Raw genomic sequence first — 24,452 nt, forward strand, 5'->3', positions numbered from 1 at the left:
TAAAATTATACAGAAGAACTCAAAGGAATCTTTTGGGTTCTTCTTCTTTTATTCTTTCTCTTAATATAAAATATACTAATTCCACTAATCGAAAGTATTGCAGGCGAAAGCCCACCGATCACCCAAACTACTTTACTGAAATGATTTGCAAATGTTCCGAAATGAAGCGGACGAAATGAATCCAATACTTGATTCCAAAATCCTTCTTTTGCCATATCGACTTTATCAAATAGATTCTTTGATTTTACATTATATCGAATGTAAGAACCATACCGACTTTCCCATCCAGGAGAATTAAAACGATTCCCATAAATTCCGATTGGCTCATCTTTTGAGTGGTGTGGAAACGAAATATATCCCAATCGAAATCCAGGTATTTCTATTTTTGTTCGTTCCACCAATTGATTAATCGATTCTTCTCTAGCCCATAAATGGTGAACTACTTTTTCTTCTGGAAAACTTAGTATCACCGTGTCTCGCAAACTCCACCATCCACCAGTGATAGCTAAAATCAAATGAAACCAGACTGCATTAATACCAACGAACTTATGTAAGTCGGAAAAAAGGATTTGTTTACTTTCTTTCCATCGAAGGCGAAACAAACTTACCCAAAATCGTTTATAAAGTTTAATCCCGCTGATTGCTAAAAATAAATAGATCAAAGCAATACATCCAGTAAGAAAATAACCCACTCCACCTAAAAAAAGACTATAATGTAAAACTAGTAAAAACCCATATACACTATCACTTCGATCCTCTTTCATTTTTCCAATAACCTTACCATTGTAAGGATTGATTAAATAAACAGATTCACGACTGGGGATTTCTAAATTATGAAACCAAACTTGGTCAGCTTGGTCTTTTAAGTCGGATACCAACCAACCGGCAACACTTCCTTCTGGAATTTGTTCTAACAGTTGTTTGTAAAGTGTATCTAAAGGCAACCGATCCCTTTCAACTAAAATGGAGTGGGAACCTGTAAGAGACTGGATTTCCTTTCCATAAACCAATAGGGATCCAGTCAGACCCAAAACCAAAAGGAAACTCGCTCCCAAAATTCCGAGAACCATATGTAACTGATACCAAGTTTTTGCCTTCACGAACCACCGACTCCTTAGGGGATAGAGCCATATTATTGAGATCGGGTCTCATTTTCAAGTAAATCTTTACTTCTGTGGTTTCCTCTTGGGTTTTCGATTTTTACGCTTTTTCCATCGAATGAGTTAACATTTCTCGAATGATTTTGTTCACTTCTGGGCGACAACTTCCACAACCAGTGCCGGCCCCTGTTGTAGTCATAATGGATTCTAAATTGCATGCGCCATTTTTGAATTCGTCTTCTATATTTCCTCGACCCACACTGTTACAAGAACAGACAAGTGCACCTTTCGGTGGTTTGGTGGCGGTTCCTCCAGAGAGTAACTTCTCTCTTTTGTCCCCAAGTTCTATCCCACTTGCAATCAGATTCTTATATTCAACAAATTCTGCTTTGTCCCCAATGAGAATGGCTCCTACTAACTTATCGCCCTTCACAATGCATTTTTTATAACGCCTTCTCTTTCGATCCAAAAATACAATCTCTTCGTATTCATCGGAAAGATTTTCGAATGATACACCTGGAAGGCGTAGTGATACCAACTCCAATCCAGGAATTTTTAATAGATTGGAATGGAGTGATCCGGAGTAAGTTTTATATTTATAACCAAATATATGTGAGGCGGCAACTTTTGCCTGTTCCTCTGCGGCAAGGACTGTCCCGTAAACACCACTGGCATGCTCTGCCACTTCCCCAATAGCATAAATGTCAGGATCACTTGTTTGTAAAAATTCATTTACTTTGATCCCTTCCCCTAATTCAAATCCCAAACCTTTGGCCAAATGCAAATTAGGACTTGTTCCCATCGCATAAACAATTCCATCCGGATGTAATTTTCGCCCATCTTTTAACTCTACATTGGTGATACGACCATACCCATTCACTTTCGAAATTTCAGAATTAAAAAGTACTTCGATCCCTCTATTTAAAATTTCGTCTTTTAAGATATCACAAGCAACTGAATCCAGTTGTTTGGACATAAGTCTATCAGTGCGAACAAGAACTGTTACTTTAACATTTAAGGTCTTAAGTGCTGCTGCAAGTTCTAACCCGAGAAGACCACCACCTACAATGAGTGCATGAGAATCAGGAACAAAAAAACCTTTAATTCGATCGGCATCTGTTTTAGCACGTAAACTAAAGACCCCCACCATATCCGGTGTTATGGATTTGGGAACTTGAGGAGAACTTCCAGTAGCAAGGATGAGTTTGTTATATGAGTGAGAATTACCAAAAGCATCTTTTACAATTTTTGCTTCCGGTAAAATGTCAGTAACAGAAGTAGAAGTATATAGATTGATATTCCAAGAGACAACTTCATCTGAATCTGCACTCGAAAGTTCATGAAATTCTTTTTCTCCGCTGATAAAATCAGGAAGAAGGATTCTATTATATAAAGGATTTTCTTCCTTACAAATTACTGTGATTTCATCTTCGGGAGCTAATTCTTTATAATTTTTAATAAATGCATGGGTACTATTTCCCCCACCAATGATTAGAATTTTTTCTTTTTCTTTGGCATACGGTTTTACCTGCACTGCCGAGATTTTGAAACCTGGTTGTTTGGAAAAAGGATCAAAACTTTTACTTGTTAGGTTGTTTGCTCGAGACTCATCGTTTTTATTTTTTTTCCCCCAATGCATGGGTAAAAAAACTGTACCTTGTTTGATGGTGTCTGTGATTTTTGCCCGAACTCGCACCACACCTCTTTCATTTGAAACTTCAGCAATCCCACCATCAATGATTTCGATTCGTGTTGCATCTTCTGGATGGATTTCCAGATAAGGTTCCGATTTGTGTTCCATGAGCTTTTGCACTTTGCCCGTTCGAGTCATGGTATGCCACTGGTCTCGGATTCGTCCTGTAGTTAAAATGAAAGGATACTCTTCTGAAGTTTTTTCTGAAGTATCTTCTGGGGATATATCAAAGATCTTTGCTTTTCCATTAGCACGATAGAAGATATGATCAGAAAACAAACGGGGAGTTCCTCCGTGGTCTTTGTGAGGATAAGGCCACTGTACAGAGCGTTTTTCTTTTAGAATGGAATAGTTGAGTCCACTAATATCAATTTTGGTATTCTCTGTTAGTGCACAATGTTCTAGAAACACATCTTCCTCTGAATTGTAATCGAAGGAAGAACCAAAACCCATTTTCTCTGCAAATTTTTGAATGATAAGAGTATCCGCAAGTGCCTCACCCGGCGGGTCTAATATCTTTGCAAGATAAGTCACACGACGATCGGAATTGGTCATGGTTCCCTGTTTTTCAGCCCAACCTGCTGCAGGAAGAACATAATCTGCGTAGGGAATGGCAGAAGAATTCATTGATATATCTTGCACAACCACTAGTTCTGCGGCACGTAACCCTTGTTCTACCATGCGAGCATCAGGTAAACTTGTGGTCGGATTTGTACAAATGATCCATACCGCCTTCATCTTTCCGGTGCGAAGGTTTTCAAACATCTCCACTGCAGTAAACCCAGGTTTACTTTGAATGACTTCAGTTTGTACTCCCCAAAACTTAGCTACTTCTTCCCTATGATTTGCATTACTCAAATCACGGTGTGCTGGCAACAAATTGGAAAGTCCACCAACTTCCCTTCCTCCCATGGCATTGGGTTGGCCAGTAAGAGAAAAAGGGCCACTTCCTGGTTTTCCAATTTTACCAGTTAACAAAGATAAGTTGATTAGTGCCAGGTTTTTGTTAACACCGACCACACTTTGGTTTAGCCCCATTGCCCATAAGGATAAAAATCCTTTCGCATGGCCAATGAAATTGGCAGTCAAACGAATGTCGTCCGAAGGGATTCCGCAAGTATTTGCCGCAGATTCTAAATCAAAATTTAAAAGAAGAGTTTTTAATTCCTCAAAACCTTCTGTATGAGATTGGATAAATTCATTATCAATCCAACCATTATCGATAAGAACTTTTGCAATCGCATGGAAAAGGTAAATATCAGTCCCTGGATGGATTTGTAAATGGAGGTCCGCATCCTCGCATGTGTCTGTCCGTCTTGGATCGACTACTATGATCTTTACATCTGGATTGTTTTTTTTGTGAGCTTCGATTCTACGAAATAATATGGGGTGACACCATGCTGGATTGGCACCTGCGATTAGAAAACAATCGGCAAGTTCAATGTCTTCATAAGCAATCGGTACACTGTCTTCCCCCAATGCCATTTTGTATCCCACAACCGCCGAACTCATACAAAGCCTTGAGTTTGTATCAATATTATTACTGCCGATAAAACCTTTGATGAGTTTGTTTATGATATAATATTCTTCTGTCAGGAGTTGGCCTGAGACATAGAATCCCACAGAGTCCGGTCCATAAGTTTGAATCAATTTTCTGAATTTGTCGGCAATTCCTGATAGGGCGATTTCCCAGCTAACTTTTGATAGCGGAAGATTCTTATCTTTCCTATGACTTGGATAGAGAATACGATCACTTCTATCCATGACAGTATAATGCAAATTCATTCCCTTAGAACACAATAGTCCCTTGTTCGCTGGATGGTCTTTGTCCCCTTCAATAGATATCTCTGTCGGGCCTAGTTTGTGGACAGTAACACCACAACCAACCCCGCAGTAGGAACAAGTCGATGCATAGGATTCTTGCATTTGCACACAAACAATCAGCAATAACTATGCCAATTGCTGAAATATTCACAAAAATGCTTATTACCATAGGGATTTGAATTCAATCTTCCCAAATGGATGCGAAGACTGGCAAAACCATGGAGAAAATATTTGGGAAAAATGCACATAAAACGTACATAATCGTTATGTTCTAGCAGAAAGGATTAAAAAAACCTCAAATAGAAAGTGGCTTACTCCAGTAACTCACTTACCAAAGAAAGATAGTTTCCCTTCTCTTGTAGTGAATTTTATCTTTTTTTCCAAAAGACTCTCTCAATTCCCTAAGGAATCGCCTGTACTAGTAGCATTTTTAATCTAGCTGCCTCAGTTAGGTACACTTCGTGCATATTGTAGGAAGATTGGAACTGTTCTAGCGGTTCCATCGGAAAACTTTTGGGTCCGGGTAGGGTAACAAAATGATCAAGCGAAAGTTAATCGTCATAGGAAACGGGATGGTTGGCCATAGATTCTGCGAAAAATTAGTGGAGTTCGGTGGCACAGACAAATTTGAGATCACGGTCCTTGGGGAAGAACCAAGGCGAGCCTATGACAGAGTCCATCTATCTGAATATTTTGCCGATAAGTCCGCTGATTCCTTATACTTATGTACTCCCGATTGGTATAGATCCAATGGAATTAAATTATTATTATCAGAACCTGCGACCTCTATTGATACCATCAAACGAAAGTTAGTTACTAGTTTAGGCACAGAACTTGATTTCGATGAACTGATTTTTGCGACTGGTTCCTCTCCATTTGTTCCTCCACTCGAAGGATTAGACAAAGAAGGAGTTTTTGTTTATCGAACCATTGAAGACCTAGAACAAACTATGGAATACAGCAAAAAAGTAAAAAAGGCAGCTGTGCTCGGTGGTGGACTTTTAGGATTAGAAGCTGCGAAAGCACTAGTAGACTTAGGAAAAGAAACTCATGTTGTTGAGTTTGCTCCAAGGCTAATGCCAAGGCAGTTGGATGATGGTGGTGCTGCCATTTTAAAATCCAAAATTGAAGAAATTGGTGTTGAAATTCATTTAAACAAACAAACAGAAAAAGTTTTAGGTAACGAAAAAATCGAAGGTTTTGAATTCAAAGATGGCGGTAACCTTCAGTTTGATATGTTGATTGTTTCTGCAGGGATACGCCCAAGAGACGAACTTGCAAAAGAAGCTGGGATTGCCGTTGGCGAACGCGGCGGTATCATTGTAGATGATGGGATGGGAACCAATGTGTATGGAATTTATGCCATCGGGGAAGTAGCATTACATAGAAATTTTATCTATGGACTTGTGGCTCCAGGTTACGAGATGGCAGAAACCCTTGCTTTTAATTTATGTAGTCCTGGTAGCAAACCAAAAGTATATATCGGATCCGACTTATCCACAAAACTAAAGTTAATTGGTGTAGAAGTGGCTTCTTTTGGAGATGCTCTCGGTCAATCAGAACACATTCCCATTGTTTTTAAAAACCCAAGGAGTGGTGTTTATAAAAAACTAGTCATCTCTCCTGACGGCAAATATCTATTAGGTGGAATTCTTGTAGGAGATGCCAAAGCCTATGGAAACCTTCTCTCCTTCTATTTAAACAAAATGGAACTTCCAGAAGAACCAGAAACTTTAATTGTTGGGTCTGTTTCTGCAGAAAACCTTTTTGGTGCTGATGCTCTTCCTGATGAAGCTAAGATCTGCTCGTGTAACAATGTTTCTAAAGGAAATATCCTCACTGCCATACGCGAAAAAGAATGTTATGACATCACCAGTTTAAAAAATTGTTCGAAAGCAGGTAGTGGTTGTGGTGGATGTTTGCCACAAGTAAACTCCATTCTCAAAGCAGAATTAAAAGTCCAAGGAAAGGTAGTTACAGAACATCTCTGTGAACATTTTAAGTTTTCTAGAAAAGAACTGTTCCAAGTCATCAAAGTCAAAGCACTCAAAAGTTTTCCTGACGTAATCAAAGAAGTGGGTCGTGGGAACGGATGTGAAGTTTGTAAACCAGCAGTTGCATCCATTCTTGCCAGTGTATGGAATGAACCCATTCTCAAACACAGAGAGATCCAAGATACCAACGACAAATACCTTGCCAATATCCAAAGAGGAGGAACCTACTCTGTCGTTCCAAGAATCCCTGGTGGAGAAATCACTCCCGAAAAGCTCATTGCGATTGGGGATGTTGCCAAAAAATACAATCTCTATTGTAAAATCACTGGTGGCCAACGTATCGACTTGTTAGGTGCAAGAATCGATCAACTCCCAGCTATTTGGAAGGATTTGATTGAGTTTGGTTTTGAAAGTGGACATGCTTATGGAAAGTCCATGCGAACTGTAAAAAGTTGTGTAGGGTCTACATGGTGTCGGTTTGGAGTCCAAGACAGTACTTCTTTTGCGATCAAATTAGAAGAAAGATACAAAGGAATTCGTGCTCCTCATAAATTAAAGTGCGGAGTGTCCGGTTGTATTCGGGAATGTGCGGAAGCTCGCGGAAAAGATTTTGGTATCATTGCTACAGAAAGAGGATGGAACCTCTATATCGGTGGAAACGGCGGAGTGAATCCAAAACATGCAATTCTTTTTGCTGAAGATCTTGATGAAGATACCTGTGTTAAGTATATCGACCGTTACATGATGTTTTACATTAGAACAGCGGACAAACTGATGAGAACTTCTACTTGGTTAGAACAACTCGAAGGTGGAATTGATTACTTAAAAGATGTGGTCATCAACGACAGATTGGGAATCAACTCTCAACTGGATGAAGAAATGAATGCCCTCGTAAACACTTATCTCTGTGAGTGGAAAGATGTTGTCGAAGATACTGAAAAACAAAAGAAATTTAGACATTTTGTCAATAGTTCAGAAACAGATCCAAATATCAAATTCATCGAAGAACGTGGTCAGATCCGCCCAGTGGATTGGGTAGAAAAAGACTTAGTCAATTCATAAACAGGAGAATCAAAATGTCAGTAGATACAAAAAATAAAGAAAGATTATTCATAGGTCCAGTTTCTGAATTTGAAAAAGAAGGTGGAGTCACAGCAAAAGTAGGAGAAAAACAAATTGCAATCTTCTACTTTGAATCAAGAAACGAATGGTATGCCTGTGACAATGCCTGCCCCCACACAGGAGATATGGTTTTGTCTCGTGGGTTTTTAGGAGATACCAATGGAGAACCGAAAGTAGTTTGCCCATTGCATAAAAGAAATTATTCACTGACAAGTGGTGATTGCCTCAGTGGGGAAAATTACAAAGTGAATCTCTACCCTGTGATTGTGGAAAATGGGTCAGTCTATTTGGAAGTGGATCCCTCCATTACAGTTAACCACGGTTAATCGCTATTATTATGGATTCGCAAAGTAAACATACAAACAAGGGCAATGTGTATTTGGTGGGAGCAGGTCCTGGTGATCCGGAACTTTTAACTGTCAAAGCACTGAAGACACTACGAAAAGCTGACGTTGTCTTCTATGATGATTTGGTTTCTCCAAGGATTCTTGGTGTATGTCGAAAAAAAATCCAAATGGTTTATGTTGGGAAAAGGTTGGGTGTTCATAGTTGTTTACAAGATGAAATTAATTCAAAACTCATCCAAGCAGCAAACGAATTCCAAACGGTTGTTAGACTAAAAGGAGGGGATCCCTCTATCTTTGGTCGCGTGGGAGAAGAGTTTGCAGCTTTGTTAGCGGAAGGAATCCAGTGTGAGATTGTGGCAGGCATCACTACTGCATCAGGTGTTGCCTCTTCTTTAGGTTTTCCATTGACTCATAGAGACTATGCAAGGGAGATCCTTTTCCTATCAGGTCACAAAAAGGATGGGGCCAACTCCGAAGGTTTTAAAAACCTTAACTGTGTTGGAAAAACTATCGTCGTTTATATGGGACTGAATTCAATTGGCCTGATTGTTTCTGAACTCTTGGATGCAGGAAATGCAAAAGAGACAAATATTGCAGTCATTCAAAATGCAACTTTAGACACAGAACGTGTCTTCACTGGAAATTTAAATACCATCCAATCCATCATAGAAGAAAACGAGGTTAAGTCCCCTGCCATTCTTGTGATTGGTGAGATTGTTCGATTCTATCGTGAGATGGAAAATTTGAAAAATGACTATTCTTCCATTCTAACACCCTGATAAGGGTTAGGAATGAATGATATTACAGGCAAACGAACCACCCTTCGGTATGCAGAAGCAGAAGGCTATGTGTATTGTAAGGCGGAAACGATCCAACGAGTTAAGGCAAATGATCTTCCCAAAGGGGATCTCTTTGGTGTTGCGAAAGCTGCAGCTCTACTAGGTTCTAAAAAAACATCAGAACTCATTCCTCATTGCCATCCGGTTCCCATTGATTCTTTTTTAATCAAATTTGAAATCTTAGAAGAAAAAAATGCCATCCGCATCCAAACGGAAGCCAAGTCCATAGGCAAAACAGGAATTGAAATGGAAGCACTCACTGGCGTTACAGTAGCGGCTCTTGTAATTTATGATCTCCTAAAGCCCATTGACAAAGAGATAGAAATCTCTTCTGTCCGACTGTTAGAAAAAAAGGGAGGGAAAACCGATTCGCAAATCGCAAAATTTGCAGCAGGCTCCAATGCAAAAATCTTAGTTTGTTCTGATTCATGTTTTTCAGGAAAAAAAGAAGATGGATCGGGCAAGGTCATCTCAGAACTTCTTAGCCAAGAAGGAGTGGAAGTTTTAGAAATTAAAATTGTTCCTGATGAACCTACTGAAATTCAAAAAACCATCACATTATGGACAGCGGAAAAAATTGATCTGATTGTTACCACAGGGGGAACAGGACTTGGTCCAAGAGACAACACAACCGACACCATAAAACAAATGTTAGAGCAGGATTTACCGGGAGTGGCCGAGGTAATGCGTTCCTTTGGACAAGATAGAACTCCTTTTGCGATGTTGTCTCGTTCTCTTGCTGGTCGGATCGGGAAGTCTCTGGTCGTTTCTGTTCCCGGAAGTAGCAATGGAGCAAAAGAAAGTATGACAGCCATTTTACCTGCAATCTTCCATGCCAAAAAAATGATGCGAGGGGAAGGACATTGATTTCTTACGCAGAGGCTCTAGAAAAAATTCTTTCCGAAGTTCGAAATTATCCGAGTGAACTAATTCCCTTAAGCCAATCCTTGGGCCGAGTCCTTAGCGAGGAAGTGTCTGCCGATCGGGACTATCCACCGTTTCATCGTTCGGCGATGGATGGTTTTGCAATCGCTTCAAAAGATTACAAAGATGGACAAGTTTATCCTTACCATAGGGAACTTCCCGCAGGAATGAGTTTGGATTTAGAACCAAAGGAAAAGGCCATTCGAATCATGACGGGAGCCCCTGTTCCTCTTGGTTTCGATCTTGTGATCAAAATCGAGGATGCGTATCTAACGGAGACAGATGGTCAAAAACAAGTTACCTTTAACCTAAAAGATGCCAAACCTTGGCAAAACATCGCAAAACAAGGAGAAGATGTAAAAAAAAACCAAATTGTATTAACAAAGGGAATCCAAATTGGTACTTCCGAGTTTTCTCTTTTGGCAAGTCTTGGCAAGGAAACTGTTTCCGTCATTCAATCACCTAAAGTTCATATCATCTCCACAGGCAATGAAGTGATACCAATACACAGCTCCCCTCTTCCCTACCAAATCAGAGATTCCAATTCCTATACCATAACTTCCATTCTATCGAAATACAAAATTCAACCTGAATCTGTAACCCACGTTCCTGATTTAGAAAAGGAAATTACAGAACAAATTCAAAAAGGGTTAGATGCAGATATTTTAATTCTTTCTGGAGGAGTTTCCATGGGTAGTTTGGATCTAGTACCTTCCATTTTACAAAGATTAGGTGTTGATCTCATTTTTCATAAGACGGCCATCAAACCAGGAAAACCCATTTGGTTTGGAAAAAGAAAAAACACCATTGTCTTTGGAATGCCTGGAAATCCTTTTAGTGTCCAAACCTGTTCTCGTATTTTTCTCGAACCATTTCTTAGAAAGTCATACGGCCAAAGTCAAATTCCGTCTTATAAACTACCTTATTCGACCACCAAACAAAAGAAAGGCTCCCTTACCGAATTTTTTCCTGTCCGATTAGAAACAACGGACAAAACCTATCTCGCGCCGCTTGCATTCAATGGAAGTGGTGATGTAAGAGCCGGTCTTTTCTCCGACGGACTTGCGATCATTCCGAGCCAACTCTCCCAAATCCAAAAGGAAGATATCCTAGAATTTTTACCTTGGTGATCTAGAACCTCAACATTTCTGTACAAATGGTACGCAGTTTATACGGTTTTTGGTCAAAAAATTGTCCTTTTGTAGTACATATTCTACATAAGGGAAAACCATAAGCGTAAAGTTCAGTTTTAAGGCGTTTTAACCCATTTTAAGTCAATTCGTGCTCTGGTACGCTTTTTGCACTGTTTATCAGCAATAGGAGTACACAACCCGTGACCATTACACCTCATGCGAAAGCAACTAAAATCGAATTATTCAGCCTGGCGACACCCCAGATGCGAACCTTTCACCTAACATGGATTGCATTTTTTCTATGTTTTTTTGGATGGTTTGGGATCGCACCCCTTATGGTTTATGTTAGAGAGGAACTTTCTTTAACGAAGGCCCAGGTAGGAAACATCATCATTGCATCTGTAGCTATAACAATCTTTATGCGATTGTTTATCGGTTGGTTGTGTGACAAAATTGGACCACGGATTGCGTATACTTTTCTTTTGACTCTAGGATCCATACCTGTTATGTGTATTGGTCTAGCTGATAGTTATCTTTCCTTTTTATTATTAAGATTGGCCATTGGTGCCATCGGTGCTTCTTTTGTGATCACTCAGTATCATACATCTGTTATGTTTGCACCGAATATCATTGGAACAGCCAATGCAACCACAGCGGGATGGGGAAACTTAGGTGGTGGTGTTACTCAAATGGTGATGCCAATTCTATTTGGCTTCTTTGTTGCCTTTGGATTTACAACGGGAGTTTCTTGGAGACTTGCCATGGTAGTTCCTGGTGCTGCTTTATTTATCATGGGTATCATTTATTACTTCGGAACACAAGACACTCCTGGTGGAAACTTTAAAGACATTAAAGAAACCTATCCTACTTTCCAAGGTGGAAAGAAAAACTCTCTCAGTAACTTTTTACTTGTGTTCAAAGATCCAAGAGTTTGGTTACTTTTCCTTGCTTATGGTGCTTGTTTCGGAATTGAACTTACCATCAATAACATTGCTGCCTTGTATTATGTAGACCAATTCAAATTATCTCCTGCCACTGCGGGACTCATTGCTGGACTATTTGGACTTATGAATTTATTTGCAAGAACACTCGGTGGTGCCTTTGGGGATAAGTTCGGAATCAAATGGGGTCTTCGCGGAAGAGTGGTTTGGTTGTCGGCAGTACTTGCAGGCGAAGGACTATGTTTGATTTTGTTTTCGCAAATGAATTCTCTCATCCTTGCCATATCTTCAATGATCATCTTTAGTTTGTTTGTGCAAATGTCAGAAGGAGCCACCTTCTCTGTAGTTCCTTTCATTAACAAAAAGGCAATTGGAGCGGTATCTGGAATCGTAGGAGCTGGTGGAAATGCGGGAGCTGTGTCTGCTGGATTTTTATTCCGAGGGGACCTAACTTACCAAAATGCACTACTGATCATTGGAGTGACTGTTACCATTGCTTCCTTCTTTACTCTACTTGTAAGATTTTCTACTGAAGAGGAAAAGGAAGTGGGTGATGAAATGAGCAAAATTTTACCAACTAGCGAAAAGGAATCCACTTTAGTTTCTGCAACATAGAACTTCGAATGAGTCGATTTTTTGCGAAGAATCGATTCATTTTAAACTTGTCTAAAGAAAAATTCTCTCTTAAGATTTCTGTCTTAGGAGAGAGTTATGGATCAAATTCATTATCGGTCTTGCAGTTTGTGCGAGGCAATGTGCGGACTACAAATCGAATTGAAAGACGGCTCCATCCAAGGATTCAAAGGAGACCCCGAAGACAAGTTCAGCCGAGGCCATATTTGTCCTAAAGGTCCCGAGCTAAAAAGCCTCTACCAAGATCCTGATCGGATCAAATTCCCTTTAAAAAAGACAAAAACTGGCTGGGAACAAGTATCTTGGGTCGATGCACTCTCCGATATTGCTACTCAACTCGTAAAAATCCAAACTACTTATGGGAACGATTCTGTAGCTATCTATAATGGAAATCCCACTGTTCACAACTACGGATCTATGTTACTTGGACAACGGTTTGCCAGTAGGCTCAAAACTAGAAATAATTTCTCAGCAACCTCGGTAGACCAGTTGCCCCACCAACTCCTTTCTTATTTAATGTTTGGCCACCAACTCCTTGTCCCCATTCCAGATATTGATCATACAGATTTTTTCTTAATTTTAGGTGGAAACCCTTTTGCATCTAACGGAAGTTTAATGAGCGTTCCCGATGTCAAAAAAAGATTAAAAGCCATCCAAGACCGAGGTGGAAAGTATGTAGTGGTAGATCCTCGTAAATCCGAAACGGCCGTCCATGCAGATGAGCATTTATTTATAAAACCAGGAACTGATGCTTATTTTTTACTGGCAGTCCTCCATGTTCTTTTTGAAAAACAACTCACCAAACCAAATGACTTAATCCGAATAGAAGACATACAATCCATTCAAACAGTCACAAAAGAATATAACCCAAAACGAGTATCCAAAATCACTGGGGTTTCCAAAGAAACCATAGAACGAATCACAATCGAATTTGCGAATGCACCATCAGCTGTCTGTTACGGAAGGGTTGGTGTTTCCACACAAGAATTTGGTGCGGTTTGCCAATGGCTTATCAACGTGATCAATATTATTACTGGGAATTTAGACAAAAAGGGAGGTGCCATGTTCACTCTCCCTGCGGTAGATTTAGTGGGGGAAGGATCTGTGATGCGCTCTTCGCAAGGAAGTTTCAATTCCTATCAGTCCCGAGTTCGCAAACTTCCCGAATTCAGTGACGAACTTCCCGTAGCAGCATTAGCAGAAGAAATCCTCACGGAAGGAGAAGGAAAAATTAGAGCTCTTTTTACTTCGGCAGGAAATCCAATCTTATCTACACCTAACGGATTAAAGTTGGACAAAGCATTAGCTAGTTTAGATTTTATGGTAAGTGTTGATTTTTATTTGAATGAAACGACAAAACATGCGCACTATATTCTACCCCCCACTTCCGCTTTAGAACATGACCATTATGATTTAATTTTTAATGTATTTGCGGTTAGGAATACGGCACGTTACAACCAACCACTCTTCACTCCAGAACCGGGGATGTTACATGATTGGGAAATTTTTTCTGACTTAACCAAACGTTTGGAACTAAAAAGAGCCGGTAAAGAACTTCCGAAAGACATTGTTAAGACAAAACTAACGCCTGCTAGTATCATTGACCATGCGCTCAAATCAGGACCTTATGGAAACAAAGGAACTCAAAATCGAGAGATGAGTTTGGAACTTTTAAAAAATAGTCCTCATGGTGTGGATTTGGGACCATTACAACCCAGTTTTCCTGAACGATTGTATACCGAAGACAAAAGAATCCATCTATTCCCAGATATTTTGAAAGAAGATCTACCAAGACTTAAAAGTAAGTTTTTGGAATGGGAAAAATTTAGCTCCGAGAAATCTCAATTTTTACTGATAGGACGAAGGCATTTACGAAGTAATAATTCTTGGATGCACAATCTACCAAAACTCATGACAGGGAAACCACGGTGCACTGTGATGATCCATCCAATTGATGCTAACCATTTAGGAATCTTCAATGAAGAGGAAGTCATTGTAGAATCCTCAGTGGGTAAAATTCAAATTCCCGTAGAAATTACCGAAGAACTAATGCAAGGTGTTGTGAGTATTCCCCATGGCTTTGGACACAATCGTGGAGGAACTAATCAAAAAGTAGCAACTGAGTTTTCTGGAGTGAGTATCAACGATCTTACCGACGACCAAACCATTGATGAATTCTCAGGGAATGCTGCTTTTAGTGGAATCAAAGTATCAATAAAAAAACAACTGGTCTAATGGGAAGGTTGATTGTTCAAATATTGGATGTAGGCTCGCCTTCCACCAATTAGTGAATAAACCTCACTTTTACTTTGTAAATAAGACAGGGCTTTTTTAGAACGAATTCCTGTTTCGCAGATGCAAACAAGAGTTAGGTCTTTTTCGAATTCAGGAAGATACCCTCGTTCCAAATCTGATAGAGGTAAAAGAAATGAATCAGGAATTGGATTCAAATCTGTTTCATCTTTTTCTCTAACATCGATAAACAGAGTACTTATGTTTTTCTGTAAACGAATGAATTCTTCCGGATGTATTTCCTTTGCATTCCAATCTGTATTGGTTTTAAAGGTTCCATGTCCACAAGTGGGACATTCCGCATTTGCTTCCACCTTGGATTGGTAGAGTGTCGGAGGATTCCATTCCATAAAGTAAACTGAATTTATGTCTGTCGATTTTGGATCTAAAAGATACTGTAAGGTGAGTGATGCTTGGTAAGTTCCTGCAAGTGCAGTCTGCACACCGAGCACTCCACCCAAACTACAATTTAAGATGTCTCCTTCCTTTAAATCTGGAAACAAACAACGGTAACATGGTTTTCCATTACCAGAAAAAATAGCAAATTGAGCACTCGTACGAAACACAGAAGCCGTTACCAAAGGAATCGATTTTTTTATACAAAGATCATTGATCGCATACTTTGAGGAAATGGTATCGGTACAATCTAAAACAATATCCCAACCATCTAAAAGTTCTGGTTTTGTTAGATCGGAAACAAGTTCGGCAAATGTTCGAATCACGAGCCAAGGACAATGTTCCAACAAAACTCGAGAAACCACTTCTGTTTTCGGGAGTCCAATATCTTTAAATGTAAACAATGTTTGGCGGTGGAGGTTTGAAACTTCCACAATATCAAAATCAACCAAACCAATTCGTCCGATTCCACCGAGGGCAAGATGCAAAGCAGTAGGACATCCAAGTCCCCCAAGTCCAATGACAAGAACTGACGACTCTCGCCATTTTTTTTGACCGATAGTGCCAATTTCTGGAACTTGGATTTGGCGTTGGAAGAAAGATTCCTCTTCTATACCCATAAATGAGAGAAGAATTAAGGATTTAAGGCGATCAAGGAGAAATTAAACTCGAGGTAAAATAGTTTAATAACCGAATCTAACTTCCTATTTTTGTTTTCAATTGTGAAAACTAGATTAAAATCGACCTTAAGGTGAAAGAGAATACTAGAAAATTTGAAGTACTTCGAGTGAGTATTCTATCTCATTGTAGTTTTGCATGCGTTTACTGTGCTCCAAAAAATAAACCCGACCAAACCAATTTTTTTCCAAAAATCCATTTCTTGAGTCCGGAACTATTAGAAACTAAAATCAAAACTCTCACATCCCATATCCACCTAAAGGAAGTCCACCTAACAGGAGGGGAACCTACTCTTCATAAAAATTTAGTGGAATTAATTCAGAAATTAAAAGAGTTAAATATTAAGGAAGTAGCCATTACTTCCAACGGTTTTTTTCAGGATGGACTCATTCAAAAAATGAAACAAGCCGGACTCACTCGAATGAATTTTTCTCTGGATAGTTTTTCACAGTCTGGTTTTGAACGGCTGAGTGATCGCAAACTTCCTGTTACTATTTTGTTAAAACGAATTTTGGAAGCAAAAACATCTGGATTAGAAGTGAAAGTCAATTGTACGATTCTCAAAGGTTATAATGAATCGGAAATTCTAGATCTTTTGCAATGGTCGGGAGAAAATGGAATACCCATTCGATTTTTAGAATTTATGAAGATGGGTCCTTTACAAGAGGAACATTCTGATTGTTTTTATTCGGCTGAAGAAATTCGAAACACCATCCTAAGTCGATACAACTTTCAAAGATATCCTACAGCTACAGATTCCACAGCCACCTATCATATTACAGACGAAGGATATATTTTTGGACTCATCGCCAATCATACAGAACCATTTTGCGAAGGTTGTAATCGTCTGCGTATGGATTCACTTGGTAGGATTTATGGATGTTTGAGTGACCAAACTTCTTTTGATCTTCCATCAGATCCTTCCAAAGTGCCATTGGTTTTGCAACAAGCGATGGAAACAAAAAAAATGCAATTTACGGGTTCTGAACTTTCGATGAAATTTATTGGAGGATAAATGAAAATCCAGTTGTTATCATTTGCTGCTTTAAAAGATTATTTCCCATCCAAACAAGAGCTAGTTTTAGATGGGATTCATACCGTTTCCGATTTAAAATTGTATCTTCGTAACTTAAATCCAGAAGCTACAAATCTCCTTAAAATCAGTCGCATCTCAATCAACCAAACGATTGCGAAAGACTCAGACTCGCTGATAGAAGGGTCCGTAATTGCAATCCTTCCCCCCTCAAGCGGTGGTTAAATGGAAACAAATACTCAACACAAACACATTACAGAGAATAAACTTGAACTTCCAACTTCCTTTCCCCCATTACCCAGTATGGGTGGGTATGTACTTTTTGCAGGTATCGTAAGAGATATTAATGACGGAAGGCAAGTCACACATCTAGAATATGAAGCATATTCGGAAATGGCAAACCAAATGATTGCAGATATTATCAGTGATACATTCAAAAAATGGGACTTACAATTTGCAGAATGTATTCACAGACTTGGAAAACTAAATCTAGGGGAAGTTGCAGTAATCGTTAACACTGGTGGCGTTCACAGAGACGAAGCTTACAAAGCCAATCGATACATCATAGACCGCGTCAAACACGAAGTCCCTATTTGGAAAAAAGAATACTATGTGGATGGAAGTTCAGAATGGTCACAAGGCTGTTTGGATGATACTCACAACCATTAATCCAACTTTTGTTCTTCTTGTTGGAGGACAAAGTGTACGAATGGGAGAAGATAAAGGTTTTGTATCAATCACTCCCGATTCTCATTTTCTAAGCCAGATTTTAGAAAAGCTGAATGCGTTCAGTACTTCTATTTATGTTTCACTTCGCAAGGAACAGTTGGATTCTTATGCTAAGTATTTACAAAAATCCTCACTCATTCTAGATCAAAACCTTCCCGTAGAAGGTCCGCTCAAAGGAATCTTATCTTCCTATTTATATTTAAAAGAACATAATCGCTTCAATGATTTTATCTTTGTATTACCAATTGATATACCCTTTATTGAAATTAAAACCATTCAAAGATTGTTAGATAAACACCATGAACAAAAAGCACCTGTATCTGGAATTTTTTATGAGTCCCATTCAGGTTTAGAACCCTTATGTGGGATCTATTCTACTTTATCCTTGTCTAAGTGGACGGAATCATTATCCCTTCCGGGAATACAGGAATTTTCATTGCAGAAAAGAATTAAAAATTTAGATCCAAAACCTGTTTTCATAAAACTTCCCTCTGAAGAAGAATATAATTTTAGAAATATAAACTCAAAAAAGGATCTATAGAGGAATCAAACTGTGAGTTTTTTTAAAAGAAAAAAAAATTGGATATTTGATATGGATGGAACCCTAACCATCGCAAAACACGACTTTGATGCTATAAAGATAGAACTAAAAATTCCACTAGATACTGATATCCTTACTTCCCTATCTAAACTTCCAGAACTAGAGGCAAAAAAGAAACATATCCAACTAGATGAAATTGAACTTAAAATTGCCAAATTATCAATTCCGTCCCCAGGAAGTTCTGAAATCTTAAACGAACTCAAAACACAATCAACCAACATAGGGATCCTAACTAGGAATAGTTTTTCCAACTCCATTGAAACTTTAAAGGCAGCGGGTTTAATCGATTTCTTTCATCCCGATTTTATTTTTTGTAGAGAACGTGCCTTGCCAAAACCAAATCCCGAAGGGATTTTCCGGTTGATGGAACTTTGGAATGCTATTCCAGAAGAGACGGTGATGATTGGTGATTATGTTTTTGATTTAGAAGCTGGTGCTGGTGCCTGTGTCGATACCATCTACATTGACCCTACAGGTGAATTCCCATTCAAACATGCAGCCACACATTGCATCAGGGAGTTAGGCGAAATCCTAAAATTATAAGCAAACAAACAATCAATTGGTTCCGAATAGAATTGGGGTTGTAGCGTTATCCATGAATCATCCCATTTGAGTGATTGATTTCATGACAATTAAAGACATTCCCATATTCTAATGTTCTCAATTAATAAAAAATTTCAAAAACAAGAATTAAATTAAAAAAGTGAATTCTTTTTTTCCCTTAATTGTTATTAGGAATAGATGCGTCTTTCTTATTTCTATTGTTTTTTACTTTTCTCTTTTTTCCTAAATTCGTGTAACGGTCAGTCTACCGAAAACGATATGTCTTCACTTGCCTTTTTGAGTTTTCTTGGAAATCCAACCAATACAACTCTTGAAGATAAATTCCAATCTGTACAATTGACTACGTTTTACAGAAAAGATGGAAACTTACAATTTCAGGATATTCTTATTGAATACCAATTAAAAACAGCAAAAGGAGAATCCGAATCTGTGGAAGCTTCGATGGGTAACCCAAATGAAATTGTTTATAACCCAAACACGAATCAGGTGGCAGGACATTTTCAACGACAAGAAGATCTATACCAAACGAACTCCCTTGTCTTTAGTCATTCCGACTTTAGTAAAAAGTTTAAAATTTTTTTAACTTTAAAAAAAGATGGTAAAATTATTTCCTTAAAGGAACTGACAACAACTCCACCAAACCCTCCTGCTATCCCAACAAATACAATCGCCTTACCAACTATAAGTTATGAAACCAAGCGAACACTCTTTACTAGCGGAGGAATTCCTACAGAATATCAAGTAATTTATATCAAATTCCAAGCTGGTGCAGATCTGTCCGCTTACACTAGGTTAGATGCATATATTGGTAGACCAAACGTGATTAGCCTCGCTGCTGACAATTATAATGTTATCAATTATATTAAAGTAAGCTCTTATGATAAATTTTCTGGATATTTTTTATTTCTCACGCCGGAACTGAATTCTGCATATAAGGTTATTGTTGTTGGCTCTACCGCAGATGCGAAAGGAAATCGAAGTATCGATACGGTTCCTCCCCCACCTCCACCATCACCTTGCGCTGGAAGTGTAACAGCACCAACTACCATAGGAAACTGTGCTACACATTGTTTGGTTGTTGATCTGGTTGGAAATCAATTGGAATATACAGCACAAACATCAATTGGAACTACCGCTGAAGAGTATTTATATATTGATTCGACTAGTTCCACAGTAAGTGGGGGAACTGGACCTGCGAGTTTTGCATATATCGAACATTTTTCTCCCATCGGAATAGGAGCATACCAAACAGACCCAAGATCATTTGATGTCACAGCTTACAATAATGCTTGTGTAGTTTTATCATCTTATCTTGTCCAAGATGGACCAGGAGGATTTAGCGATTCCTATTTAACTGGCAAAGTAACGGTTCCTTAGTTAAGGAACATTGATTTTACGAAACATCCAAATCATTCAATTTGGATTGGATTTTGATTCACAATTGGAAATCGAATTTCAAAATTTGTGCCTTTGGTTTTTTCGATATCGATTGTTCCGCGTAATTGTTTCACTAAATTTTTGACCAAAGTCAGTCCGATTCCCTTTCCATCTAACAGTGTATTATCAATACCTAGGCCATTGTCTTTCACAACAAGGACAAACTGGTCTTCTATCTTACCCAAAGTAACTTCAATTTTTCCTTCTACCCGATTCATAAAAGCATGACGAAAGGAATTAGAAACAAGTTCGTTTAATATAAGACCCATAGGAATGGCACGGTCCAAGTCCATTTCTAACCCTTCTTCAATTAACTCATGCAATTCAATATTATTTTTTTCATTTAAATACGTAATTTTCAAATTACCTAAAATTGAATTAAAAATAAGATTCAAATCAACATATAATAAATTTGGTGAACCATAAATTATTTTATGAACAGATGCAATTGCCATAATTCTATTTTGAATTAATCCTAAAGAAGTAGTTAATTTTAAGTCATTCTCTGACTCTACCTGCATTGCTAAAAGACCTGAGATAATTTGTAGATTATTGTTTACTCTATGGTGAATTTCCGTGAGTAATTTTGATTTTAATTTCAAATCAGACTTGATCTGTCTTTCATGTTCAATCCTTTTGTTTTGTTCCTTTTTTACAGAATGAACATATAAAAAGATAAGAAAAAACATGGCATAAAGATCTTTAAAAAAACCTTCATACTCATCAAAATAATCTATGGAAAACCCATGTTCAAATACATTTGAGATACTTACATAACAAGGAATGACCGCAAGGATCAATACGAATATTCCTTCTCCACGGTATTGTGGGTGTTGGATCAAATGTTTGATTATGATGTATATCGCAATTAGATAAACAAGTAAAGAAAAAAGATTGAGTAACGCCACGAAATTCATATCAACGACTAAACACCAATATTTCCTTTTTTAAACTCACCAAAAATAGAATTGCGGAAAGAAAGTAAAAAGAATGTTCGAGAAGATTAAAAAAATCATGGAAAAAAAATCCTTCGATGACAGTAAAAATATTACTTAGCCAAACACAGAAAAACCCTAAAATCAAATAGTAAAATTTTGGAATGAAACCAGAACCAAGCAACCGTAAAGTGATCACCAACCCTACGCTATCAAAAATAAGATTCAATACTTCACTTATTTGATACATTTTTCACCAATACAGGGAAGACCTGGTTTTACCTAGACGATAAACTATAACAGGATTCTGTTTATGGTAAAGTGATAATTTGGAAAAAATGGAACATAAATTCCCAAAATGAATCAGAATTTATTGGTTTTATAAAAATTGATTGCTAGGTATTAGATTCATTTCATACAAAATGGCAATGTCTGAATTTCCCTTTTTGAAATTTTCTGCAAAAATTGAGATCATCGGAATCAATCCTTTTGTTTTTTTACCCGAACCTATTTTGTTAGCACTCATGAAACAAGCAAAAACAGATAAAGGTAAAATTCGAGTGGCTCTTAAAATTGATGGATTCCCATTTACACAAACACTCGTTAAATACAGTGGACACTGGCGTTTGTATTTGAATACTCCGATGCGAAAAGCAGCAAAAAAAGAAGTGGGAGATAACGCAAATTTTGAGATCAAGTTCAATCCTGAGAAAAAAATTCACCCTGTGTCTATTGAACTAAAAGTTGCATTGGGAAAAAACAAAAAAGCAAAAGATAAGTTTGATTCATTAAGCCCATCCCTTCAAAATGAAATGATGCGGTATATCTTTGGACTTAAGTCGGAAAAAAGTAAAAAAGAGAACGTAGACCGGGCCATATTATTTTTGTTGGGAAGTGGAAAGTTTCTCGGTAGAGATGCATCATAGAGTTCCCTACCGACAGATTTATTTTTTAACATTAAGATAAATCAAGAATACTACTTTTAGCCAATCGCAAAACATCTGTCAGAAATTTTCGATGACTTATAATCAATTCTTGTTTTGATTCCCGGGCAGGATTAAAAATACCACGTTTTCTAAAAACTTTCCAAGGATCCAATTGAATGTCAGCCCAAGTTCCAATCTCCAATGTTAAAGGAAGAAATCTTGATCCATTCGGATTTGATTTGAGTTTTGCTTTTTGATACTGATTATACAAACGATCCCAAAGGTCCCCATGGGTTGTGTAGGTTTCGCTTTGAGGACCAAACCGATATAAGATATGATTAAATTTAGTAGTTAAATGATTTGCAATTTTTTGAAACAAAGGTTCATCTATACACTGTTCATGAGTTCCTGCGTACGGCCACCAAACATGATCTACTGCACCAAATCCAGAATGAATATCGATTACAGGTATCATAAAGTTTTCGGCAGGTAACAGATATTTGTTGTAAAATCGATCTAATACTTTCGATTCTGCCTGTAAAACATTGCCTCTATAATATGGAAATACGTTGGAAAGCTTATGGCCACCAAAAAAGAAAGGAGCTTTCACAGCCTCCACGCCAGAGTTTCGCATGAGATCAACACCACCAGGGTTCGACCTACGTTTCATTGCTACACCACCGGGATTCAAGATTGGAATACAGACAATTCCAAGCTCCCCATCTTTAATCTCTCGATATAATTCCGAATTTTTGCGACTAAACAAATCATCCAAAAAATCTAATAGCACACGAATTCCGATCGTTTCTAAACCATGTACACCCGCAACTAAACCAGCTACGTTTTGTTTGATTGCTTTCTCTTTTCCAATTTCTAAAACATAAATGGGAAATCGAAAACCTTCTTTTGTCCTTGTGGAAAAACCAAACTGTTTGAACCTAACTAGTTTACCACCTAACTTTACAATCTTCAATATCCTATTCTCGTATCGATTGAGACGTTTCATTCCTCTAAGCATCAAATATTAACCTATAAACCCTAGTTACACTTTCAAATATCACGAAACCAAAAATGAATGACCTCGGCAAGTCTCACTTTCTCAAACGGAAACCTTTTGGTGAAATTCAATTTAGTTTAATTATATTACAATTTGGTTACGAAAAATGAGTTCACTCGGGAAAAATTAAAAGATAAAGATAGAATTGAACAATATATAAAATAAAGTTTATGAATTTCATTTACGTAAAAACTGGCTTAAGTCCAAGTTTAACCAATGAGACAACCTGCAAAAAAAACAAACACAAAAAAATACAAGGAAGAGTTCGTTACAACCAATGGAACAAAATTACATCTAGGAATTTGGCCTGGTACCAAACAAACAATTATTTGTCTGCATGGATTGTCAGGAAATTTATATTCGATGAAACCTTTGGCAGAAAAATTGAATCGTTTAGGCTACAGAGTTTTGTCTTATGATTTACGCGGAAGAGGAAATTCAGATAAACCAAAATCAGGTTATGGATTTCAAAATCATATCAATGACCTGAGAGGAATAATTTCTCATTACAAAATAAAAAACCCTATTTTTTTTGGACATTCCTTCGGTTGTATGATTGCTCTGCGTTATGCGATTCTTTTTCCAGAACAGGTGAAAGCAATGATTCTTATGGATGGTGGCGGTCTTCTTTCTCTGCCTAAAAGAATTCAAATACTCAAAGTATTAAAACAGTCCTTTGATAGATTGGATGTCGTTTACCCAACGGTTTCTGATTATTTAAAGCTGGTGCAAAACTCACCCTTGGTTCCTCGATGGTCAAAAATAATCGAAGAATACTTCCGACTTGAACTACAGAAATATAAAGCAGGATTTGTCTGCCATATGCCAAAGTTTGTTATGGAAGAAGAACTTAAAGAAATGGGGGGATCCATACAACTTGCAAATATATTAAAATATGTAATGTTAGATCCCAAACGAGTGATTTCAAAAATGATAGAAAACAAAAATCTAGAATTTGAAAAAATACAGGCACCCACTCTCATCCTTCGCGCAACAGAAATGAATTTATTTCCCAATGACGATCTATTACCAAAAGAATCATTCAACTCGATGTTAAAAAGAATTCCAAACGCAAGTGGAAAAGAAATCAAAACAAACCATTATGGAATTCTTTTTGACAAATTAAAAGAAAGAGATTTGGCGATCGAAAATTTTTTACTTTTACAGGGAATTTCTAAGTAGCAAACACCAAAATTAGTTTTAGAATTGAAAATCGATTCATATTTACTCCTCAAACTTCGTTTATACTTTAGA

The 24,452-nt window shown here is 37.8% G+C and carries 21 protein-coding genes; 15 read left to right on the forward strand and 6 right to left on the reverse strand.

All coding sequences use genetic code 11. The annotated features are described in order from the left end of the window. Positions 1–5 precede the first annotated feature (5 nt). Complete coding sequence (locus LEP1GSC203_RS13930; RefSeq protein ID WP_002974557.1) at positions 6–1,100, reverse strand: PepSY-associated TM helix domain-containing protein; 1,095 nt, start codon at positions 1,098–1,100, stop codon at positions 6–8. 100 nt (positions 1,101–1,200) lie between these two features. Beyond that, entirely contained in the window at positions 1,201–4,719 is a 3,519-nt protein-coding gene (locus tag LEP1GSC203_RS13935) for a nitrate reductase (RefSeq protein WP_002974727.1), read from the reverse strand. 434 nt (positions 4,720–5,153) lie between these two features. Here LEP1GSC203_RS13935 and nirB point away from each other — a divergent pair, with 434 nt between their 5' ends. The 7 genes from nirB to LEP1GSC203_RS13970 all read left to right on the forward strand — a co-directional run bounded on the left by nirB (position 5,154) and on the right by LEP1GSC203_RS13970 (position 14,785). Next, positions 5,154–7,673, forward strand: coding sequence for a nitrite reductase large subunit NirB (gene nirB, locus LEP1GSC203_RS13940; RefSeq protein ID WP_039938051.1), 2,520 nt, complete (start codon positions 5,154–5,156; stop codon positions 7,671–7,673). Positions 7,674–7,687: 14 nt separating this feature from the next. Further along, positions 7,688–8,059: a nitrite reductase small subunit NirD gene (gene nirD, locus LEP1GSC203_RS13945; RefSeq protein WP_002974663.1), complete on the forward strand. Its 372-nt coding sequence runs from the start codon at positions 7,688–7,690 to the stop codon at positions 8,057–8,059. 11 nt (positions 8,060–8,070) lie between these two features. After that, the gene (gene cobA / locus LEP1GSC203_RS13950) at positions 8,071–8,859 is read left to right on the forward strand and encodes a uroporphyrinogen-III C-methyltransferase (RefSeq protein WP_002974676.1); all 789 of its coding nucleotides are present in this window, start codon (positions 8,071–8,073) and stop codon (positions 8,857–8,859) included. A gap of 12 nt (positions 8,860–8,871) precedes the next feature. Further along, a complete protein-coding gene (gene moaCB / locus LEP1GSC203_RS13955; RefSeq protein ID WP_002974596.1) occupies positions 8,872–9,786 on the forward strand; it encodes a bifunctional molybdenum cofactor biosynthesis protein MoaC/MoaB in 915 nt (304 codons plus the stop codon). After that, entirely contained in the window at positions 9,783–10,973 is a 1,191-nt protein-coding gene (locus LEP1GSC203_RS13960; protein WP_002974678.1) for a molybdopterin molybdotransferase MoeA, read from the forward strand. The genes moaCB and LEP1GSC203_RS13960 overlap by 4 nt, the downstream gene beginning before the upstream one ends. Positions 10,974–11,176: 203 nt before the next feature. Further along, positions 11,177–12,532: an MFS transporter gene (locus LEP1GSC203_RS13965; RefSeq protein WP_198008581.1), complete on the forward strand. Its 1,356-nt coding sequence runs from the start codon at positions 11,177–11,179 to the stop codon at positions 12,530–12,532. Positions 12,533–12,628: 96 nt separating this feature from the next. Next, a complete protein-coding gene (locus tag LEP1GSC203_RS13970; protein ID WP_002974651.1) occupies positions 12,629–14,785 on the forward strand; it encodes a molybdopterin-dependent oxidoreductase in 2,157 nt (718 codons plus the stop codon). On the opposite strand, the gene LEP1GSC203_RS13975 is transcribed toward LEP1GSC203_RS13970, so the two are convergent. Continuing rightward, the gene (locus LEP1GSC203_RS13975; RefSeq protein WP_002974569.1) at positions 14,782–15,858 is read right to left on the reverse strand and encodes a HesA/MoeB/ThiF family protein; all 1,077 of its coding nucleotides are present in this window, start codon (positions 15,856–15,858) and stop codon (positions 14,782–14,784) included. The genes LEP1GSC203_RS13970 and LEP1GSC203_RS13975 overlap by 4 nt on opposite strands. Before the next feature lie 131 nt (positions 15,859–15,989). Here LEP1GSC203_RS13975 and LEP1GSC203_RS13980 point away from each other — a divergent pair, with 131 nt between their 5' ends. From LEP1GSC203_RS13980 to LEP1GSC203_RS14005, 6 genes are all read left to right on the forward strand, one after another. Continuing rightward, complete coding sequence (locus LEP1GSC203_RS13980; RefSeq protein ID WP_002974560.1) at positions 15,990–16,931, forward strand: GTP 3',8-cyclase MoaA; 942 nt, start codon at positions 15,990–15,992, stop codon at positions 16,929–16,931. After that, positions 16,932–17,174, forward strand: coding sequence for a MoaD/ThiS family protein (locus LEP1GSC203_RS13985; protein ID WP_002974568.1), 243 nt, complete (start codon positions 16,932–16,934; stop codon positions 17,172–17,174). Beyond that, the gene (locus LEP1GSC203_RS13990) at positions 17,175–17,618 is read left to right on the forward strand and encodes a molybdenum cofactor biosynthesis protein MoaE (protein ID WP_002974741.1); all 444 of its coding nucleotides are present in this window, start codon (positions 17,175–17,177) and stop codon (positions 17,616–17,618) included. Then, positions 17,566–18,219 (forward strand): molybdenum cofactor guanylyltransferase, encoded by a 654-nt coding sequence (locus LEP1GSC203_RS13995; protein WP_232225902.1) that lies wholly within the window; start codon positions 17,566–17,568, stop codon positions 18,217–18,219. Before LEP1GSC203_RS13990 ends, LEP1GSC203_RS13995 begins: the two co-directional genes overlap by 53 nt. 12 nt (positions 18,220–18,231) lie before the next feature. Continuing rightward, on the forward strand, positions 18,232–18,822 hold the full coding sequence (locus LEP1GSC203_RS14000) for an HAD family hydrolase (protein ID WP_002974713.1): 591 nt from the start codon (positions 18,232–18,234) through the stop codon (positions 18,820–18,822). A 198-nt stretch (positions 18,823–19,020) separates the two neighbouring features. Next, positions 19,021–20,220, forward strand: coding sequence for a hypothetical protein (locus LEP1GSC203_RS14005; RefSeq protein WP_002974623.1), 1,200 nt, complete (start codon positions 19,021–19,023; stop codon positions 20,218–20,220). Between the two features lie 32 nt (positions 20,221–20,252). Here LEP1GSC203_RS14005 and LEP1GSC203_RS14010 read toward each other — a convergent pair whose 3' ends face one another. Both LEP1GSC203_RS14010 and LEP1GSC203_RS14015 read right to left on the reverse strand, forming a co-directional pair. After that, positions 20,253–21,197 (reverse strand): sensor histidine kinase, encoded by a 945-nt coding sequence (locus LEP1GSC203_RS14010; RefSeq protein ID WP_039938054.1) that lies wholly within the window; start codon positions 21,195–21,197, stop codon positions 20,253–20,255. Position 21,198: 1 nt separating this feature from the next. Continuing rightward, positions 21,199–21,465 (reverse strand): hypothetical protein, encoded by a 267-nt coding sequence (locus LEP1GSC203_RS14015; RefSeq protein ID WP_039938055.1) that lies wholly within the window; start codon positions 21,463–21,465, stop codon positions 21,199–21,201. A gap of 178 nt (positions 21,466–21,643) precedes the next feature. Here LEP1GSC203_RS14015 and LEP1GSC203_RS14020 point away from each other — a divergent pair, with 178 nt between their 5' ends. Next, positions 21,644–22,141: a YdeI/OmpD-associated family protein gene (locus LEP1GSC203_RS14020; RefSeq protein ID WP_002974611.1), complete on the forward strand. Its 498-nt coding sequence runs from the start codon at positions 21,644–21,646 to the stop codon at positions 22,139–22,141. Positions 22,142–22,172: 31 nt separating this feature from the next. Here the strand turns inward: LEP1GSC203_RS14020 and LEP1GSC203_RS14025 are convergent, their stop codons facing one another. Next, complete coding sequence (locus tag LEP1GSC203_RS14025) at positions 22,173–23,159, reverse strand: M14 family zinc carboxypeptidase (protein ID WP_002974606.1); 987 nt, start codon at positions 23,157–23,159, stop codon at positions 22,173–22,175. A 255-nt stretch (positions 23,160–23,414) separates the two neighbouring features. Here LEP1GSC203_RS14025 and LEP1GSC203_RS14030 point away from each other — a divergent pair, with 255 nt between their 5' ends. Then, positions 23,415–24,380, forward strand: a complete 966-nt coding sequence (locus tag LEP1GSC203_RS14030) for an alpha/beta fold hydrolase (RefSeq protein WP_002974700.1) — start codon at positions 23,415–23,417, stop codon at positions 24,378–24,380. Positions 24,381–24,452: the final 72 nt, after the last annotated feature.

This window comes from Leptospira terpstrae serovar Hualin str. LT 11-33 = ATCC 700639 (assembly GCF_000332495.1).
In the GTDB taxonomy this organism is placed as follows: Bacteria; Spirochaetota; Leptospiria; order Leptospirales; family Leptospiraceae; genus Leptospira_A; species Leptospira_A terpstrae.

Bases quoted from the DNA above. Each gene is read 5' to 3' on its own strand.
- LEP1GSC203_RS13935 (WP_002974727.1), bottom strand. From the start codon at position 4,719: ATGCAAGAATCCTATGCATCGACTTGTTCCTACTGCGGGGTTGGTTGT.
- nirB (WP_039938051.1), top strand. From the start codon at position 5,154: ATGATCAAGCGAAAGTTAATCGTCATAGGAAACGGGATGGTTGGCCAT.
- nirD (WP_002974663.1), top strand. From the start codon at position 7,688: ATGTCAGTAGATACAAAAAATAAAGAAAGATTATTCATAGGTCCAGTT.
- cobA (WP_002974676.1), top strand. From the start codon at position 8,071: ATGGATTCGCAAAGTAAACATACAAACAAGGGCAATGTGTATTTGGTG.
- moaCB (WP_002974596.1), top strand. From the start codon at position 8,872: ATGAATGATATTACAGGCAAACGAACCACCCTTCGGTATGCAGAAGCA.
- LEP1GSC203_RS13970 (WP_002974651.1), top strand. From the start codon at position 12,629: ATGGATCAAATTCATTATCGGTCTTGCAGTTTGTGCGAGGCAATGTGC.
- LEP1GSC203_RS13975 (WP_002974569.1), bottom strand. From the start codon at position 15,858: ATGGGTATAGAAGAGGAATCTTTCTTCCAACGCCAAATCCAAGTTCCA.
- LEP1GSC203_RS13985 (WP_002974568.1), top strand. From the start codon at position 16,932: ATGAAAATCCAGTTGTTATCATTTGCTGCTTTAAAAGATTATTTCCCA.
- LEP1GSC203_RS13990 (WP_002974741.1), top strand. From the start codon at position 17,175: ATGGAAACAAATACTCAACACAAACACATTACAGAGAATAAACTTGAA.
- LEP1GSC203_RS13995 (WP_232225902.1), top strand. From the start codon at position 17,566: ATGGAAGTTCAGAATGGTCACAAGGCTGTTTGGATGATACTCACAACC.
- LEP1GSC203_RS14005 (WP_002974623.1), top strand. From the start codon at position 19,021: ATGCGTCTTTCTTATTTCTATTGTTTTTTACTTTTCTCTTTTTTCCTA.
- LEP1GSC203_RS14010 (WP_039938054.1), bottom strand. From the start codon at position 21,197: ATGAATTTCGTGGCGTTACTCAATCTTTTTTCTTTACTTGTTTATCTA.
- LEP1GSC203_RS14015 (WP_039938055.1), bottom strand. From the start codon at position 21,465: ATGTATCAAATAAGTGAAGTATTGAATCTTATTTTTGATAGCGTAGGG.
- LEP1GSC203_RS14020 (WP_002974611.1), top strand. From the start codon at position 21,644: ATGTCTGAATTTCCCTTTTTGAAATTTTCTGCAAAAATTGAGATCATC.
- LEP1GSC203_RS14025 (WP_002974606.1), bottom strand. From the start codon at position 23,159: ATGCTTAGAGGAATGAAACGTCTCAATCGATACGAGAATAGGATATTG.
- LEP1GSC203_RS14030 (WP_002974700.1), top strand. From the start codon at position 23,415: ATGAGACAACCTGCAAAAAAAACAAACACAAAAAAATACAAGGAAGAG.